Origin of the sequence: Sphingobacterium sp. UME9 (assembly GCF_014170215.1) — a bacterium.
GTDB lineage: Bacteria > Bacteroidota > Bacteroidia > Sphingobacteriales > Sphingobacteriaceae > Sphingobacterium > Sphingobacterium paramultivorum.
This window is the reverse complement of the sequence record NZ_LZZP01000013.1, coordinates 1,482,710-1,500,429: the sequence shown is the minus strand read 5'-3', so window position 1 is coordinate 1,500,429 and position 17,720 is coordinate 1,482,710. Positions and strand designations below refer to the sequence as shown.

General features: G+C 40.5%; 11 protein-coding genes. 5 read left to right on the top strand and 6 right to left on the bottom strand.

Annotated features, from left to right (window positions below):
• Positions 1-270: 270 nt before the first annotated feature.
• Positions 271-1,602 carry a hypothetical protein gene (locus tag A9970_RS25460; protein ID WP_182984163.1) on the top strand — a complete coding sequence of 444 codons (1,332 nt, stop codon included), beginning with the start codon at positions 271-273 and terminating at the stop codon, positions 1,600-1,602.
• Positions 1,603-1,667: 65 nt separating this feature from the next.
• On the opposite strand, the gene A9970_RS25455 is transcribed toward A9970_RS25460, so the two are convergent.
• Positions 1,668-2,405 carry a GntR family transcriptional regulator gene (locus tag A9970_RS25455; RefSeq protein WP_259655475.1) on the bottom strand — a complete coding sequence of 246 codons (738 nt, stop codon included), beginning with the start codon at positions 2,403-2,405 and terminating at the stop codon, positions 1,668-1,670.
• A gap of 90 nt (positions 2,406-2,495) precedes the next feature.
• Here A9970_RS25455 and A9970_RS25450 point away from each other — a divergent pair, with 90 nt between their 5' ends.
• Genes A9970_RS25450 through A9970_RS25440 form a run of 3 tightly spaced genes read left to right on the top strand, consistent with a single transcriptional unit; the run spans position 2,496 to position 6,967 of the window.
• Positions 2,496-3,833 carry a sugar porter family MFS transporter gene (locus A9970_RS25450; RefSeq protein WP_182984162.1) on the top strand — a complete coding sequence of 446 codons (1,338 nt, stop codon included), beginning with the start codon at positions 2,496-2,498 and terminating at the stop codon, positions 3,831-3,833.
• A 50-nt stretch (positions 3,834-3,883) separates the two neighbouring features.
• Positions 3,884-5,638, top strand: coding sequence for a class I mannose-6-phosphate isomerase (locus A9970_RS25445; RefSeq protein WP_182984161.1), 1,755 nt, complete (start codon positions 3,884-3,886; stop codon positions 5,636-5,638).
• A gap of 30 nt (positions 5,639-5,668) precedes the next feature.
• Positions 5,669-6,967: an amylo-alpha-1,6-glucosidase gene (locus tag A9970_RS25440; protein WP_182984160.1), complete on the top strand. Its 1,299-nt coding sequence runs from the start codon at positions 5,669-5,671 to the stop codon at positions 6,965-6,967.
• 374 nt (positions 6,968-7,341) lie between these two features.
• On the opposite strand, the gene A9970_RS25435 is transcribed toward A9970_RS25440, so the two are convergent.
• The 4 genes from A9970_RS25435 to A9970_RS25420 form a co-directional block, all read right to left on the bottom strand.
• Positions 7,342-8,754, bottom strand: a complete 1,413-nt coding sequence (locus A9970_RS25435; protein ID WP_220801694.1) for a c-type cytochrome domain-containing protein — start codon at positions 8,752-8,754, stop codon at positions 7,342-7,344.
• Complete coding sequence (locus A9970_RS25430) at positions 8,751-9,623, bottom strand: sugar phosphate isomerase/epimerase (protein ID WP_182984159.1); 873 nt, start codon at positions 9,621-9,623, stop codon at positions 8,751-8,753. The genes A9970_RS25435 and A9970_RS25430 overlap by 4 nt, the downstream gene beginning before the upstream one ends.
• 4 nt (positions 9,624-9,627) lie before the next feature.
• Positions 9,628-11,127: a DUF1501 domain-containing protein gene (locus A9970_RS25425; RefSeq protein ID WP_120332768.1), complete on the bottom strand. Its 1,500-nt coding sequence runs from the start codon at positions 11,125-11,127 to the stop codon at positions 9,628-9,630.
• A 175-nt stretch (positions 11,128-11,302) separates the two neighbouring features.
• Positions 11,303-14,059 (bottom strand): DUF1553 domain-containing protein, encoded by a 2,757-nt coding sequence (locus tag A9970_RS25420; RefSeq protein ID WP_182984158.1) that lies wholly within the window; start codon positions 14,057-14,059, stop codon positions 11,303-11,305.
• 519 nt (positions 14,060-14,578) lie between these two features.
• Here A9970_RS25420 and A9970_RS25415 point away from each other — a divergent pair.
• The gene (locus A9970_RS25415; protein WP_182984157.1) at positions 14,579-16,816 is read left to right on the top strand and encodes a glycosyl hydrolase family 95 catalytic domain-containing protein; all 2,238 of its coding nucleotides are present in this window, start codon (positions 14,579-14,581) and stop codon (positions 16,814-16,816) included.
• A gap of 123 nt (positions 16,817-16,939) precedes the next feature.
• Here A9970_RS25415 and A9970_RS25410 read toward each other — a convergent pair whose 3' ends face one another.
• Positions 16,940-17,575 carry an NAD(P)H-dependent oxidoreductase gene (locus tag A9970_RS25410; protein ID WP_182984156.1) on the bottom strand — a complete coding sequence of 212 codons (636 nt, stop codon included), beginning with the start codon at positions 17,573-17,575 and terminating at the stop codon, positions 16,940-16,942.
• Positions 17,576-17,720: the final 145 nt, after the last annotated feature.

Below are 17,720 nucleotides of genomic sequence, written 5' to 3'. Positions count from 1 at the left end.
ACGGGAAAGGCCTCACCATAATGCGCAAATTTGTAAAATTTTAAATACTAACCAAATAAAACGTTATTAAAGCTTAAATACTGACATTTTTCCATAACTTTGATTGTACATACATACTAAAGTATAACCAGTAAATAAATTCAAAAAAAATACGCATCAGACGGCTGATCTTCGATCAAAACCCTGAAGTAGATGCAAATTAACCCTGAAATAGATACAAATTATTGACAGCTACACCTGTCAAGCCTAATTAATTACAATAAAACCACAATGAAAAAAAACACCCCATTTTTTAGTCTAATATTTCTGTTACTCGGAACCCAACTATCAGCACAACAAACAAAACCCGACGGTATAACTCAACTTAAGTTGGCAAAAAGCATTCTAGCGGATCAAAACTTAAAATATGTGGACAACCTTGCCCGAGAGATCATCAAAGAAGGTTTCAATGCGGGAAGTGGCTACTCACAGATTTGGGCCAGGGACCTCAATACATTTATTGAAACCGCCTTGGAAGAGCGGTCCCAAGCGGACATTAGAGGGGCCATTTTAGTATTCTTTCAGATGCAACAGCCCAATGGTGAAATGGTAGACGGCTATGTCCTTAAGAAGGATTTTACCTGGCATGATGATACACCTTATTATTCAGAAAATGCGCCAGGCCATGTTGGATTTAAAAATACAGTAGAAACAGACCAGGAAACGTCACTCATCCAACTGCTTGGTAAATATATCCGGAAAACAAAGGATTACAGTATCCTGGAGGAGTCTATCGGTGGAATTTCTGTAAAAGATCGTATCCAACTCATGTTGGATTATTTGAAAAGAGAACGGTTCAACCACAAGTATCAATTGCTTTGGGGTGCGATGACAGCAGATTGGGGAGATGTACAACCCAACGATAGCTTTGGTTGTGACTGGAATGAGCTCTCCAATGAGGCGATCGATATTTATGACAACGCGATGTTTATTATTGCATTGCAGACATTGATTGATATCCAGCCCAACTCTCCGAAGGTGACAGAATGGAAGGGATTAAAAAAGAGTCTCGAAACAAACAGTAGACGTCATTTATGGGATAAGAAAAAACAAAAATTCATCCCTCATATCTACCCTAAGACATCTCCTATCCCAAAAGGATTTGATGAAAATACGATCCATTATCATGGGGGCACCGCCATCGCTATAGAAGCCGGGTTACTTTCCGCTTCAGAAATAAAAACAGTCAATACGCAAATGCTGGAAAACGTCCGGTTATCGGGCATGCCGAGTATTGGATTGACCTTATACCCAACCTATCCAGTTGGATTTTTCATCGGAGGAATGGCTCAGCCTTACCAATACCAAAATGGTGGTGATTGGACCTGGTTTGGCGGACGGATGATCCAGCAACTCGTTTTAAACGGCTTTTATCAAGAAGCCTATGCAGAACTTCAACCGATGATCGATCGGGTTGTGAAAAACAAAGGATTTTACGAATGGTATGGTCAAAATAACGTCCCTAGCGGATCAGGGAAATTCAAAGGTTCTGCAGGAGTACTTAGTAAAGCAATAGCGCTCCTAGAAAGCTGGGCAGAAACTACCGTAGAAAAGAATCATTAAAAGAATAAATAAATTAGCTATTCACTCATCCACTTGATCAGTTCAAAAAGGATGAGTGAATTTACTTAATAATCTCTTCTACTTTCAACTGTATAGGTAAAACTTTCCGCACGGTAGAACCCTAAATTATATTCAATTGGCTTTCCAGATTGGTCAAATACAAAGCGCTTGCGGGACAAAATAGGATCACCGATATTAATCTCCAATTTATCCGCTATAAATTTATTTGCAGCCATTGCATCCAACTCTTCCTGAGAAAGATCTGCAACGACATGATAATCTGCTTCTAAGATCTCATATAGCGGTCTCTTAAAATCTTCATCGCCGTTTAAACCTATACGCGGATGGAAATAAGAGATAAAATAAACAAATGGGTCATCTTTCTTTCCTCTCAAACGTTCTAGTTTTAACAGCTTCTGATCCTCATCTACATTAAAAAACTTCGAAACTGCTTTATCCGGAACAACCCAGCTGACGTGAAGCTCAAAATTCTTCACCTCAATCCCACGATTTTTCATCTCTTGTGAGAAACTCAACCAATTTTTGGATTTTGAACTGAATTTAGAACTAGTCACCTTCGTTCCTATCCCCTTCTTTCTAATGAGCAGCTCCTCATATACAAGTTTATTGATCGCTAAACGCAAAGTAGAACGGGAAATTGCCAATCTTTTTGCTAATTCAATTTCATTGGGTAATAATTTCCCCTCTATATATTCAGGCTGCTTAATTAATTCGCGTAACAAATTCTCAGCTTGTATATGCAGCGGAACAGGAATTTTATGATCTATTTTTAAATTCATCATTTGGATTGCTTGTGCTAAAATAAGATTTTTTGCATAATTAAAAAAATAGATATATGTTTGTATGTATATACATATTAATATAAACCGCAGATGTCAAAGAAATTTATCATCATTTTATGTATCGTTTCAATTGGAGGACTCCTTTTCGGTTTCGATATGGCTGTAATTGCAGGTGCTTTGCCATTGGTGAAGCAATTTTTCGGACTATCTCCTGCTCAAGAGGGCGTTTTCGTCAGTTCAGCCTTGCTAGGCTGTATTGTTGGTGTATTTTTCACAGGACCATTAACAGATAAATACGGCCGAAAACCAGCCTTTGTTACTGCGGCCCTGCTTTTTTTATTCTCAGCAATTGGCTGTGGATTCAGTCCTTCTTACAGCATATTGATTGCAAGTAGAAGCATTGGGGGCCTTGGTGTTGGAATAGCCTCAATTGTTGTGCCCTTATATCTTGCGGAAATATCGCCAAGCAAATTTAGAGGAAGATCAGTCACCTGTTATCAACTCGCTATTACATTCGGTATCCTATTTGCCTATATCAGCAATTACTTGATTCTTGAATATACCTCCACCCAGCAAAATGAACTGTGGCGAACTATGTTTTTAGTTGGCGCAATACCGGCTTTATTGTTATGCATTGGAGTTTACTTTATTCCTGAAAGTCCGCGTTGGCTTTCTAAAAATGGACGAAACACTGAAGTTGCAGCGATCAGTGCCACATTAGGACTATCGGATATACAAGAGGTTAGCAATGTTTCCTCGAAAGGAAATCTACGTGATCTGTTCTCTCCTATTTATCGCAAGGCCTTTCTATTGGGCCTCTTCCTCCCTTTATTTTCACAACTCAGTGGAATCAACGCAATTGTTTATTATGGTCCGAGCATATTGCTTGAATCAGGTATTTCATTAAACAACTCCTATCATGCCCAGTTATTCTTTGGAGCTGCCAATGTGCTATTTACTTTCTTCGCAATCTGGAAGGTTGATAATTGGGGTAGACGTCCCTTATATCTTTTGGGAACTGTAGGTGCTACCCTGAGTTTGCTGGTTACTGGTTATCTTTTTAATCAAGGTCAAGTCAATAATATCGCATTGATTATCGCTATACTTTCCTTCTTATTTTTCTTTGCTTTTTCCATTGGCCCACTAAAATTTGTCGTCGCAGCCGAAATCTTCCCAAATGCCATCCGGGCTCGCGCCATGGGTATCAGTATTATGGTGATGTGGATTTCCGATGCTATCGTGGGACAGCTAACTCCCATTCTTCTCGCTTCCTGGGGCGCCCGCTATACGTTCTGGTTATTTGCATTTTTCTGTGCCATCGCATTCCTTGTTGTAATTGGATTCCTGCCAGAAACGAAGGGCAAACCTTTGGAGGAGATCGAAAAATTCTGGATTGAAAAACACAACAAAAAATCAACAAACAAGTAAGCAAAAGCTATTTACTCCAACATCATTCATTTGCAATAAATTACATCAATATGTATTCTAATACTCAAACAAAACCTTTTCAGTACGAAATCGTTCCGACGTTTCCAGTTCAAGGAACATTATCAAATTCCTACCCGAATCTTGTTGCACATCTCATTACACATAATATACATAGCATTGATGGTTTTGTAGGTGTTAACTGGGGCACAATCATCCCCAACCTGAAGCAAGAATTTGAAAAACAGGGCGTAGCCGCACGATTTATTGCGATGGATTCTGCTTTAAAATCGGAATCAGCCATCCAGGATATTGTCTCTCCCTACCTAGGCGGCAATGACCCATTGTTCGGAAAAAAGGCCGGGATTCAGCTCATTGAATACTTTGATACTGAAAAACTAGCGGATTTTCAATCAATACTGGCGAACTCCGATTCAAAACAAGGTGAGTATACCATCTTTTATGGTCCTGGAGCATCATTAGTTGATACGTCTAGTCAACTGATGTTTATTGATCTGCCCAAAAATGTGCTTATTCAACGCATGCGTGCGGGCGAAGCTTTAAATTTAGGCTGTTCAACACAAACCAATCAAAAGGAAACCTATAAGCGTTACTATTTTGTCGACTGGGAAATATTGAATAAACATAAAAGGTCTATCCTGTCCCGTGTCGAAATTCTTGCCGATCAACAATCATCACACGGCTTACCATGGATTACAGGGAAAGATCTACACGATACTTTGCAAGCCATGTCCAAAAATTACTTCCGCGTACGACCAACTTTTGAACCCGGAGTATGGGGTGGACAGTGGATGAAAGAGCACCTTACAGGCATCGATCAGGATGTCAAAAACTATGCGTGGTCCTTCGAAATGATTGTCCCTGAAAATGGCATTTTGCTCGAAGCAGATGGACATACCCTCGAAATTTCATTCGATCAATTGATGTTTCAAGAAAGTGCCAATGTACTCGGTCATGCACAGCAACGTTTCGATGTTGAATTCCCAATACGCTTCAATTTCCTGGACACCTTTGATGGCGGCAACCTATCCATTCAATGCCACCCTAGTCCAGCTTATGCAAAAGCAGAATTTGGAGAAAACTTCACACAGGACGAATCATACTATATCGTTGATAGAAAAGAGGACGCACAAGTGTATCTGGGCTTTCAGCAAACAATTGATGCCGACAAATTTCGCTCCGCTTTAGAAGAGAGTTTCCATAGCGGAATAGCTATGGATATCGAGCAATACGTTCAAAAATTCGAATCCAAGAAACACCAGTTATATTTGATTCCACACGGTACCGTACATTCTTCCGGCGTGAACAATCTCGTACTCGAAATCAGTGCAACACCTTATAATTATACCTTTAAAATGTACGACTGGGTGCGTCCCGATTTAGATGGGAAACCACGTCCATTAAATATTGATAGAGCATTCGCTAACCTCAATTTTAGCCGGAAAGGTGATGTCGTAAAAAATACACTGCTATCTCAGCCCAGTGAAAAAGTCCTTGATGCGCAAACAACAAGAATACATTTGCCAACGCATGAAGATCATTTCTACGATGTTTTTAGATACGAATTCGATCAGGATGTTTCGATTGAAACGCTAGGACAATGCCATATCATGATGCTTGTCGAGGGCGAGGCAATAGAGCTGACGACGGCAAATGACATGAAGAGGGTCTTCCATTATGCCGAGACTTTTGCCGTTCCTGCTGCTGCTGGGTCCTATACATTGCGTAATTTAGGAAATGATAAGGCAAAAGTTATCCAATCTTTTGTCAAAGAATCCAAATGTTAATCAAACCATTTACTATAAACAAACAGCACAATGAGAACTATATTTTTTGCATTATCTTCATCGCTCCTATTACTGTCCTGCCAAAATGCGGGCAGTAAAGCATCTACGAACAATTTACAAGACAGCATCCAAAAAGATAGCAGCTTCCATATTGTCAAAGATATGGCTACGAACATCATCAAAAGCGGATTCAATGCGGGGGATGGATACAGTGAGGTATGGATTAGAGACTACAATACATTTATCACCTTAGCAACAAAAGTACATCCCCATGAACAGATCAAAGATCAATTGGCTTTGTTCTTTAAACTACAAGGCCCTGATGGTAATATTGCCGATGGTTTTGTCAAAAAGTCCAGCTTAAAAAATGGCGTATCGGACTATTACACAATCACCAGTACCTTGGCTCCTGATTATGCTGCACATAAAAACACCGTTGAAACAGACCAGGAATCTTCTTTAATTCAAGCGGTACACAAATATATCGTTGCCACTAAAGATAAGGCTTTTCTCAATGAAAAAATTGGTGATGCAACTGTAAAGGATCGCATGGAACATGCTTTGCAATTTTTATTGGACAAACGTTATAACGATACTTATGGTTTACTTTGGGGCGCAACCACGGTTGATTGGGGCGACGTTCAACCCGAGCATGACTGGGGTGTCCATCTAGATGAAAATTCGCATATTGCTTTGGACATCTACGACAATGCGATGTTTTTGATCGCCCTTGACAATTACATGGATCTACTTCCTGAGAAAAAAGAAAAATGGGGAAAAATCAGAGCTTCCATAGCAAGTAATACCATGAAACACCTTTGGGATGAAAAGAACCAGAAGTTTATTCCCCATATTTATATCAAAGGCTCCCCATTTGCGGCTGATTTTGATGAAAATCAAATCTATTATCACGGCGGAACAGCAATCGCTATTGAGGCGAATTTACTCAGCAAAGAGCAAATAAAAGTTTCATTGGATAAAATGATTAAAAATGTAAAAGACGCTGGTGCAGCAACAATTGGACTTACCGTGTACCCAACTTATCCTGCAGGTTCATTTAAAAACAAAGGCATGTATCCGTATGGTTATCAAAATGGTGGGGACTGGACCTGGTTCGGTGGGCGTATGATTCAGCAGCTCGTTAAAAATGGTTTTCAACAGGAAGCTTATGAGCAAATACAGCCGATGCTTGCCCGTGTTATCAAAAATAAAGGTTTTTATGAATGGTACACAAAAGATAATAAACCAGAAGGTTCAGGAACTTTTAGAGGTGAAGCAGGTGTGCTTTACGATGCTATCGAATTACTAGAACATGCTGGCACGAAATAAAAACAGCTTATCGCGATGTAAAAAGAGCAGCAGGAAATTTGCAGTGCCCCCAAAAAGTTAGACACTTTCTGGGGGCATTTTTTCTGAAAGTGTCTAATCTTATTGGCCAGAAAGAACCTTCAGTTTGCTATCATTGCTGTTGGTGTCTACGAAGTCAGAAAGGTTTTATTTGAAATCGTCACCTTAGCATTTCTATTTTATATTACGCTAAAGCCTTTTCCGCATTCTCCTTTGTATACTCGTTTCCTATCCGCTAAAATAACCTGTTTACTTTCCTTAAATTACTTGTCCCTCTCGCTCAATCGTTAAATTGTGCAAGAGCATTCCATTTGGATCGCGAATTTCATCGTGTAGCCAACAGGTCCAATAACAGCTCAAAACCTGATTGTATCGGTTTCAATAAAAGGCAAACTATAATTACCGGTATCTGCCTTAATCTTAGCATTCAGCTGCTTTATCGCAGCGACTTCCTGATTTACCGTTTTATAGAGATAGACGTTCTTTAAACTCGGAAGCTCGTTCAGTTTTGATAACCCTTTTGATGTAACTTTTGTTCCTGTCAGATTCAAATACGTTAATTTTGACAGGCCTTTCAGCTGGCTCAATCCAGCATCGGAAATTTTTGTATTTTCCAGATGTAGACGGGAAAGAATGGGCATTGCCGAAAATGTTGAAAAAGCAAGATCTGTAACAGCCGTATTTCCTAATTTCAGCTGTACAATATTATCCTTAATGGCTAACAATTCCTGTAGGTCCTTATCATTAAATTGAGGATAATTAATCGCATTAACCAACACGAAGTTATTATCTCTTGCAACTTGGATGATCTTAATACCCTTAGCCTGCCAAGCATCAACTTTATCTTTTGGCAAAGCTGGTGCTGCTGGTAGATCAGCATACAATACAGCAGACTCCTCTTTTTCCCCTGTTTCCAATTTTTTTAACAAATGAGCTATTTCCTCCGTTTGTGGTATTTCATGCACTTTTTTATCAAAATTGGCTCCTTGATCAATCCACCAGGCAATCAGTTTTATCTGATCAGCGGTTATCGGTGTACGACCTTTAGGTGGCATACGTTTCTTATGTCCCTCGGGCAACACCAACCGGGCATATAATTCACTCTTTTTCGAATCATTTGCATTTAGTACTGTGCCGTTCTCTCCTCCTTTTAACAAATTCTCTTTTGTATCCAATGCCAGCCCCCCTTCCTGCTTTCTTTGCCCGTGGCAGCTTTGACAACGCTGTTTTAGAATAGGTTGAATAATTCCCTTATAGGCTTCTGCTTCCTGCGCATTTTGAACGATAAGAACCTCCTCTTTAGCTTCCTCCGTTTTAAACAGCTTTTTAAGTGCTACTGGCATAGCTTCCACAAAGTAACCCTTTCCATGTGTCAGTGTTCCACCGTAGTGTCCAGTCACCCCAATTAAGAGCACCAGGATGAAAAAAAGCCAAAAGCGAAATGCACCAGGAGATTCTTTACGATAAAGAAACCACAGCAATAAACTACTGATAGCCACGGCAATTCCCAGCCACTTGTGATAGCTCAGGACATCCTCCTCATAACCTCCATTTCGTGAAAGCAGATAACCCGATAAAGCAGCTACTATAGCAGCGATAGTCCCTAGGAATAAGGAGAGCTTAATAGCAGGCAAATACATATCCCCGCCTTTAAACTGAGTCCTAATTGCCATAACAAAAGCCAACAATAATATGCCGATCGGTAGATGGACCAAAAGCGGGTGAAATCGTCCCAAAAAGCCCAATAATTCATCAAAGAAAACTATCATTCTTTATATCTGTCTTTGAGTAAATGCAACATATAAACATTGATTGACCATTGATCGGCCACCGGTTGTTGTGTAAATGGTAATGTGGGTAAATAACCCGCTGGACCAAACTCGGTCGTTATGGTCAATAACTTCATTCCATTTTCCTTGTGCTTAGCAACAACTTTATCCCACCAGGTCAAATGTTGCACAACAATACTCTTCCATTCAGGAGCCGCAGGGTCATTGACTTGTGGTCCTTCAGGATGCCCAATTCGTGCGTGAATGTGCTCCGTTCTGGAAAGTGCCTTTGTTACAGCCTCGGTCTGATCAGAAAGCATTGATTCATGCACATTGCACCAATGCGAGATATCCAACGCAAGTTGTAAGGTCGGAATCTTCTCTAAATATTCTTTTGTCACATGAGCTGCAAAACTAAATCTTCCGCGGTGAGTCTCATGATAAACGGGGATGTGGTACTTATTTTTAGCCGCATCTGCAAGCTCAATTAATGTTTTATTCTGCTCAAACGAGTAATAATCTTTACCTGTATGGCAATTGATATAATCGGGTTTCAGCTGTGCTGCTTCATCCAAATTACGCTTAAAACTTTGTTTATATTCCTCATAAGTTCCGCCTGATCCGCCTGAAAGCAATCCTAAACTCAATCCATATTTATGTAATGCATCGATCATCTCCTTGCGCTCATTTGGACTACCAGGTAGCCAGGATTCAACACCATCGTAACCAGCATTTTTCACCCGGAGACAGAACGTATCCCAGGAATCGCTATTTCCCCAATTGGTGCAATAATATTTGATGTGTAACTGCTGGGCAGTCATGGATAGAAAACTGCTCATAAATAAAATTAATACTAGAAATTGTTTCATATTTTTAAATTATAGCTTGAATAAGTTCACCCTCCACATCTGTCAATCGAAATGGCCTTCCTTGAAAATCGTACGTAAATTTCTCATGATCAAAACCCAAAAGGTGGAGCATAGTCGCATGGACATCGTGTACAGAACTGCGCCCTTCTACCCCAGCGAACCCAATATCATCGGTTTGACCGTAACTTATACCATTACGAACTCCCCCACCTGCCATCCAGATGGTATAGGCGTCGGTATGATGATCGCGTCCCAGGAATGGCATATCGCTGTTGTCCCTATTTTCTTGCATCGGTGTACGTCCAAATTCCCCTCCCCACACGACTAGTGTTTCTTCCAGCAAACCACGTTGTTTTAGATCCATAATCAATGCGGTCATTGGTCGATCAATCTCCCGGCATTTATTTTTAAAGCCAAGATCAATCGAATCTGCGGGATTTGTACCGTGACTGTCCCAACCCCAATCAAATAACTGAACGAATCGTACCCCCTGTTCTACAAGTTTCCGAGCCAAGAGGCAATTATTGGCAAACGATTCTTTACCCGGCTCAGTTCCATACAATTCGTGAATATAAGCAGGTTCATTATTGATGTCCATCACTTCAGGAACTGCAACCTGCATTTTATAAGCCATCTCATATTGTGCAATCCGCGACAAGGTTTCTGGGTCTTTAAAGGTATCGTATTCTGTTTTGTTGACGTTATTTATGGCATCAATCAAATCACGTTTCATATCCCTTCCCATCCCCTCAGGATCGGCAATATACAATACGGGGTCACCCTTTGAACGACATTGAACGCCTTGGTATACCGATGGTAAAAATCCACTTCCCCAGACACTCTTTCCTGCATCCGGTGTTTTACCTCCCGATGTTAACACAACAAATCCGGGCAAATTGCTATTTTCAGATCCCAGACCATAAGTTACCCATGAACCAATGCTTGGCCGGCCGAGACGGGCACTTCCCGTATGCATAAACAATTGCGCAGGACCGTGATTGAACTGATCGGTATGCACGGCCTTCAGAAAACTCACTTCATCAACAACTTTACTAAAGTGAGGCAAATGATCTGATACCCAAGCCCCACTTGCTCCATATTGTTTAAAAGTAGCCTGTGGCCCCAACATTTTTGGAATCCCACGAATAAAGGCAAATTTCTTTCCCGCGAGCAAGGATTCCGGACAAGGTTGATTATGTAATTTCTGCAATGCAGGCTTGTAATCAAATAACTCCAATTGCGACGGAGCGCCGGCCATATGCAGATAAATTACACTTTTAGCCTTACCAGGAAAATGAGGAGGCTTGGGTACCAGCGGATTGAGTGCATTCAGATCCAACTTTTCTGCTGATTTTGACTGTCCCCATCCATTACAACTCGTCAACAAACTCCCCAAAGCAATACCTCCGATACCTGCCACACAATCCTTTAGAAAATGTCTTCTTGTGACAGCCTGCAATTCAAATTGTTGCGCTTCTTTTATTAGCTTATTTAGATCTTTCATCTGACTATCATTACGTATGAACGGGCTGTGTCGCTAATTTTGTAGTTCGCAGCTTTAGCTCATTTCGGTTTATATTCTTATTATTTCATAGGCCTTACCCTTCTTAACAAAAGACTTCGTTTTCACACGAAAGCCCTTATTCAGAAGTATCATTCCATATTTATCATTTCATTATTTATGATTTCGTTAAAAACTCGTCCAAATTCAACACTGCATTGGCAACAAGCATGTAGGCAGCTTTTGAAGGCAGGACCTTTACATTGCTTTTCGCTAAATCTTCATTCAAAAATTTGGCTGCCGAATCAGGCTTTTTGCTGAAATCAATCAACGCTTTTTGATAAAGCTGTTCCAGCTCTTTGAGTTTCTTTTCATCGGCATCCTTCAACATTGCATGTCTATAACCGACACGGATACCATCTCTGAGGTTTCCATTTCCCTCCTTTTCCATAATAGCACCCAGATGTTTAGCTGCTTCGAGATAAACAGGATCGTTTAATGTAGCGAGCGCTTGTAGCGGTGTATTGGTACGGATACGGTCGACCAAACAAACCTCCCGACTAGAAGCATCGAAAGAAACAAAGGAAGGATAAGGACTCGTACGCTTTAAAAACGTATAGATGCCTCTTCGGTATTGATCTTCTCCAGCACTTTTCACCCAGGACTCACCGCTATATACAGTCATCCATACCCCATCCGGTTGGTATGGCATTACACTTGGTCCATACATTTTATTGCTGAGCAATCCACTTACGGCTAAAGCCTGATCGCGAATCTGTTCGGCAGATAATCTAAAGCGAGGTCCCCTTGCCAAATAATAATTCTGTGGATCCTTTTCAAAATTAGAAATGTTCAAGCTAGAGGATTGCTTATAAGTTCCGGATAATACCATCTCGCGGATCAATTTTTTAACGCTCCACTTTTTGGTATTCATCAGATCTAGGGCAAGATAATCTAATAATTCTCGATGAATCGGCGGAATACTCTGTGTGCCCATATCTCCCAATGGTTCAACTAGCCCCCGACCAAATAGTTGAGCCCATACGCGATTAACTAAAGTTCGCGCTGTCAACGGGTTTTCCTTACTGACAATCCACTGCGCAAAACCCAAACGATTGCGTTGAGCCCCCTTAGGGAAACTATTCAGTGATGCCGGAACTGTAGGCTGCACTTCCGCACCTAGCGACAGGCGGTTACCGCGTATAAATACATTGGTTTTACGATGCATGTCCTTGGGATTTTCAATCATGATTGGTACCCCCTCACGTTGCATGTTGACCAACTGGAGAAAAGTCTTTTGAAAATTCATATTATCCAGTGACTTTTCATGTGGAAAGTTCTCGCGAAATGCAAACCATTCAATCATGCAGATCGGCTGTCCATGAGCGACAGATGGATTCTTGAAAACCAGATATAAGTCATGTACACCACGAGTCGAACTTATGGGAGACTGAATAACCTGTCTTCCATTCGTACTCGGCAAATTAATAACGGCGAGTATTGGTCCGCTAGGTTTATCCAAATGAATTTCCAATTTTCCACCTACCGCACCTGTCCAGAAATTCATGAAGAATTGCTGTTTATTATCCAGGTTTATTGCCCTTAATCGAGCCGATCCTCCAGTTCTAACCCCCAACCATTTCGTATCATATAGCGCACCATCTACGATTTGGTCGCTGTAATGCGCATGGACTTTGGGCTCAAGGGTGTGAAGGAATAGATCTGTTGATTTTACCAAGCTGGCATTTCCTGTCGTCGACAACCACCTCTTTATACTGTCAATTCGCTTTTCATCCTGTGCGGTGTAAAAACGCAGTTTAGGATGATCACCTTGGGTATCTTCATCTCTGGTGTTGTTAAAAAAAGCTAACGATTTATAATACTCTTCAAATTTAAACGGATCATAAGTATGACTATGGCATTGCACGCATTCAAAGGTCGTACTCAACCATACTTGATAAGTTGTATTTAAACGATCCAAAACCGCAGCCATCCGAAATTCCTCGCTATCGGTCCCACCTTCATCATTATTCATGGTATTGCGATGGAATGCTGTTGCGATAAGTTGATCCTTGGTTGGTTCCGGGAGCAAATCCCCAGCGAGCTGTTCAATCGTAAATTCATCATAAGGCATATCCTGGTTTAAGGCCTTGATGACCCAATCCCGATAAGTCCATATCGTGCGCGAACCATCCTTCTCGTAACCCTTCGTATCCGCATATCGCGCCATATCCAACCACCAACTCGCCCACTTCTCGCCATATTTCTGAGAAGCCAGCAGACTATCTACCCGCCGGGTATAAGCATCATCACGCTGGTCAGCTTCAAAAGCTTGAATCTCTGCCAACGAGGGTGGGATACCAATTAGATCCAAATAAACTCTTCGGAGCAACGATGCTTTATCGGCTTCATCTGCAAAGGACAATTTCTTCTCCTTCATCTTATCCAAAACAAAAAAATCAATCGTATTGTTCACCCCTTTGGGCTTTACACCAAATATACTGAGCAACGAAAAAGGTTTAGGCACCTCCGTTTCCTTAGGTGTTGTATAGGCCCAATGCTCTCCCCACTTGGCACCTTCATCGATCCATCTTTTGAGTATATCGATTTCATCGTCATTCAGTTTTGGGGCATTGTAAGGCATACGCAATTCAGGGTCATCGGAAATCAGTCTCTTTACCAGTTCACTGTGTTCGCCATCGCCACGAATAATTGCCGATTTGCCTGACTCGGCTTTGGCGAAGGCCTCATTTTCAAAAAGAAAGCTTAAGCCACCATTTTTTTTAACCCCACCATGGCATGTGATACAATGTTTATTCAATATCGGTTTAACATCAGCGCTAAAATCAACTGGCTCTTTTTTTCCAAAAGTCAAAATGCTTGTACCAATAAGCACAAGCGCCAATAATATTAGCACCAAAATCTTTTTTCTCATAGCATTGGGATATATCTATTCTGTATTATTTTAGGTTTATGCACTAAACGAATATGAATAATGATTGTTTTCTTCGTTAAGTGGGGCCGAAACTATTCCATAAATGTGCTAGTTTCGAATAGGATAAAATTAGAGAACAACGCTGGATTATACTAAAACTAGATTAACAGAAACATAAACAATATTACCCCTTGCCCTTTCAAGATTTTCTGGATACTATAGCCCCACCTGCTCAAAAGGTTGATTTAAAACAGCATAACGTACTTTCTTTGGTTAAACTGCAGACAATAAAACAACACTTTTGCGACATATTCCTACGTATCAAAAAGTATAACAATTTCGATACGAATTAACTTATTTAGTTTTCTGCACTGCATACAATCACCGCTAAATCTGCTGTTAAAGTGGTTTTAATAGGTTCAAGGCCCTCGCATAGATAAAATAGTATGCAAAAAAGTAACAATAGTGTCAGTATCTCCCCTTCCAGAGTTTTAAATTTACAAGCTAACCCTTTCAATTATGAAATATCTTTATTTAATACTATTCTGTTCGTTCACAGTGTTCTCTTTCGGTCAACCGACATCGGACAACAACCTCCATTTCGATCAGTTGGCTTCGCGGTGGGATGAAGCCATTCCGTTGGGAAATGGTCAATTGGGTGCACTGATTTGGAAAAAAGATAATATGATTCGATTTTCACTTGATCGCGCAGATCTATGGGATGAAAGAAAGGCCTTTGCAATAGAAAACCACAATTTCAATTGGGTCCAAGAACAAATAAAAAACAACAGCTATGGTATTGTACAAGAGTGGGGAGACGCTCCTTACGATAGATCCCCCTATCCCACCAAGCTTCCAGCAGCGTCGCTGTTCTTTGACTTAGCGAAATTTGGCACTGTCGTTTCGAACGTACTTGACCTGGAACAGGCCACCAATATTCTTAAATTCAAAGATGGTCGGATATTAAGAACATTCATACACGCCTATAAACCCTTTGGCTATTTTGAAATTACAGGAAACAATGTGAGTGACCTTGTACCTCAATTAATTCCCCATCAATATGAAAATAGCGCAAACAAAGATGAAAACAAAAGCGTTGTTGAAGGTCAAAATTTAGCAAGATTAGGATATAAGCAAGGGAATATAACCCGAACCAGCAATTACGAAGTGCTGCACCAAAAAACTTATGACAATCATTTTTTTGAAGTTGTATTGAGATGGGAAAAGATATCAGCTAAAAAACTGATTGGTTATTGGACAATCGTCAACGATCAAAAGGTAGCCCCTTCTGAACTTTCCCTCAAAAAATACACCGAAGAAAAAGCAAGCCATTTGCATTGGTGGTCAAACTATTGGTCCAAATCAAGTATAACTATTCCTGAAAAAAATCTTGAAAAGCAATATTATCTTGATATGTACAAGCTCGGTGCTGTCGCAAGAGAAGGTGCTCCAGCAATTACGCTTCAGGCCGTCTGGACGGCAGATAATGGTGGCCTTCCACCTTGGAAAGGAGACTTTCACAATGACCTTAACACCCAATTGAGCTATTGGCCAGCCTATTCGGGGAATAGATTGGCCGAAGCCAAAAGCTATACAGATTGGCTCTGGAAGATCCGAAAAAAAAATAGTGATTTTACCAAGCAATATTTTGGTGTCAATGGGCTGAATGTACCCGGTGTCCTTACTTTAAATGGAGACCCTATGGGTGGATGGATTCAGTACTCTCTTTCTCCAACTATTGGTGCATGGGCGGCCCAACATTTTTATTGGCAATGGAAATATAGCATGGATAAAACCTTTCTAAGAGAACAAGCCTATCCCTATATCGTTGAGTCTGCGACTTACCTTAAAAATATAACCACATTAAAAAATGGACTCCGTTACCTGCCTTTGAGCAGCAGTCCCGAATACAATGACAACAGTGTATCAGCATGGTTTGACAATTGGACCAATTTCGATCTTAGTTTAGCGCATTTTCTTTTCCAGGCTGCAAGTGAGGTGAGCACAGCAATGGCAAAACCGCAAAAAGCGAAGAATTGGTTAAAATGTAAGGCCCAACTACCTCATTATGCAACGGATGAAACCGGACTACAAGTTGCTGTAAATCTTCCAATGAAACATTCCCATCGGCATATGTCTCCCTATATGGCAATTTATCCATTGGATTTATTAGACATCAATAATCCGCAGGAAAAAGAGCTCATCGAAAGTTCCCTAGATCATATTGAAAAACTGGGTACCCGTGCGTGGGTCGGTTATTCCTTTGCATGGATGGCTTGTTTACACGCGCGAGCTAAACAAGGAAAGGAAGCCGTTAGCAATCTTCAAAAATTTGCACAGAACTTTTGTTCCACCAATTCCTTTCATCTGAATGGTGACCAGAAAGGGGGGCAATATTCAGACTTTACGTATCGACCATTTACGTTAGAAGGTAACTTTGCATTTGCGCAAGGAATACACGAATTGCTCATTCAGAGCAAGAATAACTATGTAGAAATCTTTCCAGCCTTACCTGCTGAATGGGCAACAGCATCTTTCAAAAATTTAAGAACGATGGGCGGATTTATCGTAAGCGCTGAAAAAAAAGGAGATAAAATCGTTATGCTGAAAATAACTGCGACCGAAGATGGTACCTTTCGAGTTTTTGAACCCAAGACACTCATGCATGTCAGTACGAAAAAGACCTTACAGAAAGATAACACCATACAATATGTGAAACTAAAAAAGGGGCAAACAGTAAACCTATGTAGTCTATAAAGGCGGTCCCTGTGTAAGTCGGCCTGTCGACTTAAAAAAAAAGCGTTTCAACAGTTGGTTGAAACGCTTTTTTTTAATTACTAAAACCTGTATCGATTTTTCAGGACTAGTCAGTTCTGCAATTTATGCGAGTTCAATCAAAAATTCCTCTTTCGGAAGTCTAAATTTTTTCAGCTTCAACAACCAATCTTGTTCTTCCATCCGATAACCCAACGGAAGCATAATTGCACTCTTCAATCCCAGTTTGTCTAAACCAAGAAGTTCATCCAATTCGGCATTTGAAAAACCTTCCATAGGAGTTGCATCAACGCCTAATTCTGCAGCCTGAGCAATTGCCAAACCAAAAGCAATATAGGCTTGTTTAGCAGCATGGGCTGCTTGTTGCTCACCGGATAGGCTCGATAACTGTGTTTTCAATCTATTTTTATACTCGTCAGTGGTGTCTAAAGGTAAACCTCTCAACGCATTCATCTTGTCGAAGGTATTATCAATACGTTCGTCCGTATAGCTATCCCATCCTGCGAAGACCAATAAATGTGAGCTATCAGCAACAATCTGTTGCCCCCAAGCCACAGGTACAATTTTTTCTTTTAATTCCTGATTCGTAATCACAATCACACGGAACTGTTGAAGTCCAGACGAGCTCGGAGCCATACGTGCTGCCTCCAAAATCTTATCCACATCTTCCTTAGCGACCTTTTTTGTAGGGTCATATTTTTTTGTGGCATAACGCCATTCTAGGGTATCTAATAAAGCCATTTTATTCTAATTTAAATGATCAATAGCAACATCATAAAGTTATGTAAAGATACATAAAAAAATAAATGTCTAAACATTAAAATAAAGGACTAAAACAATAAAAACTAGGACAAAAACACACTGCTTTTCAGCATTTGTTACTAGA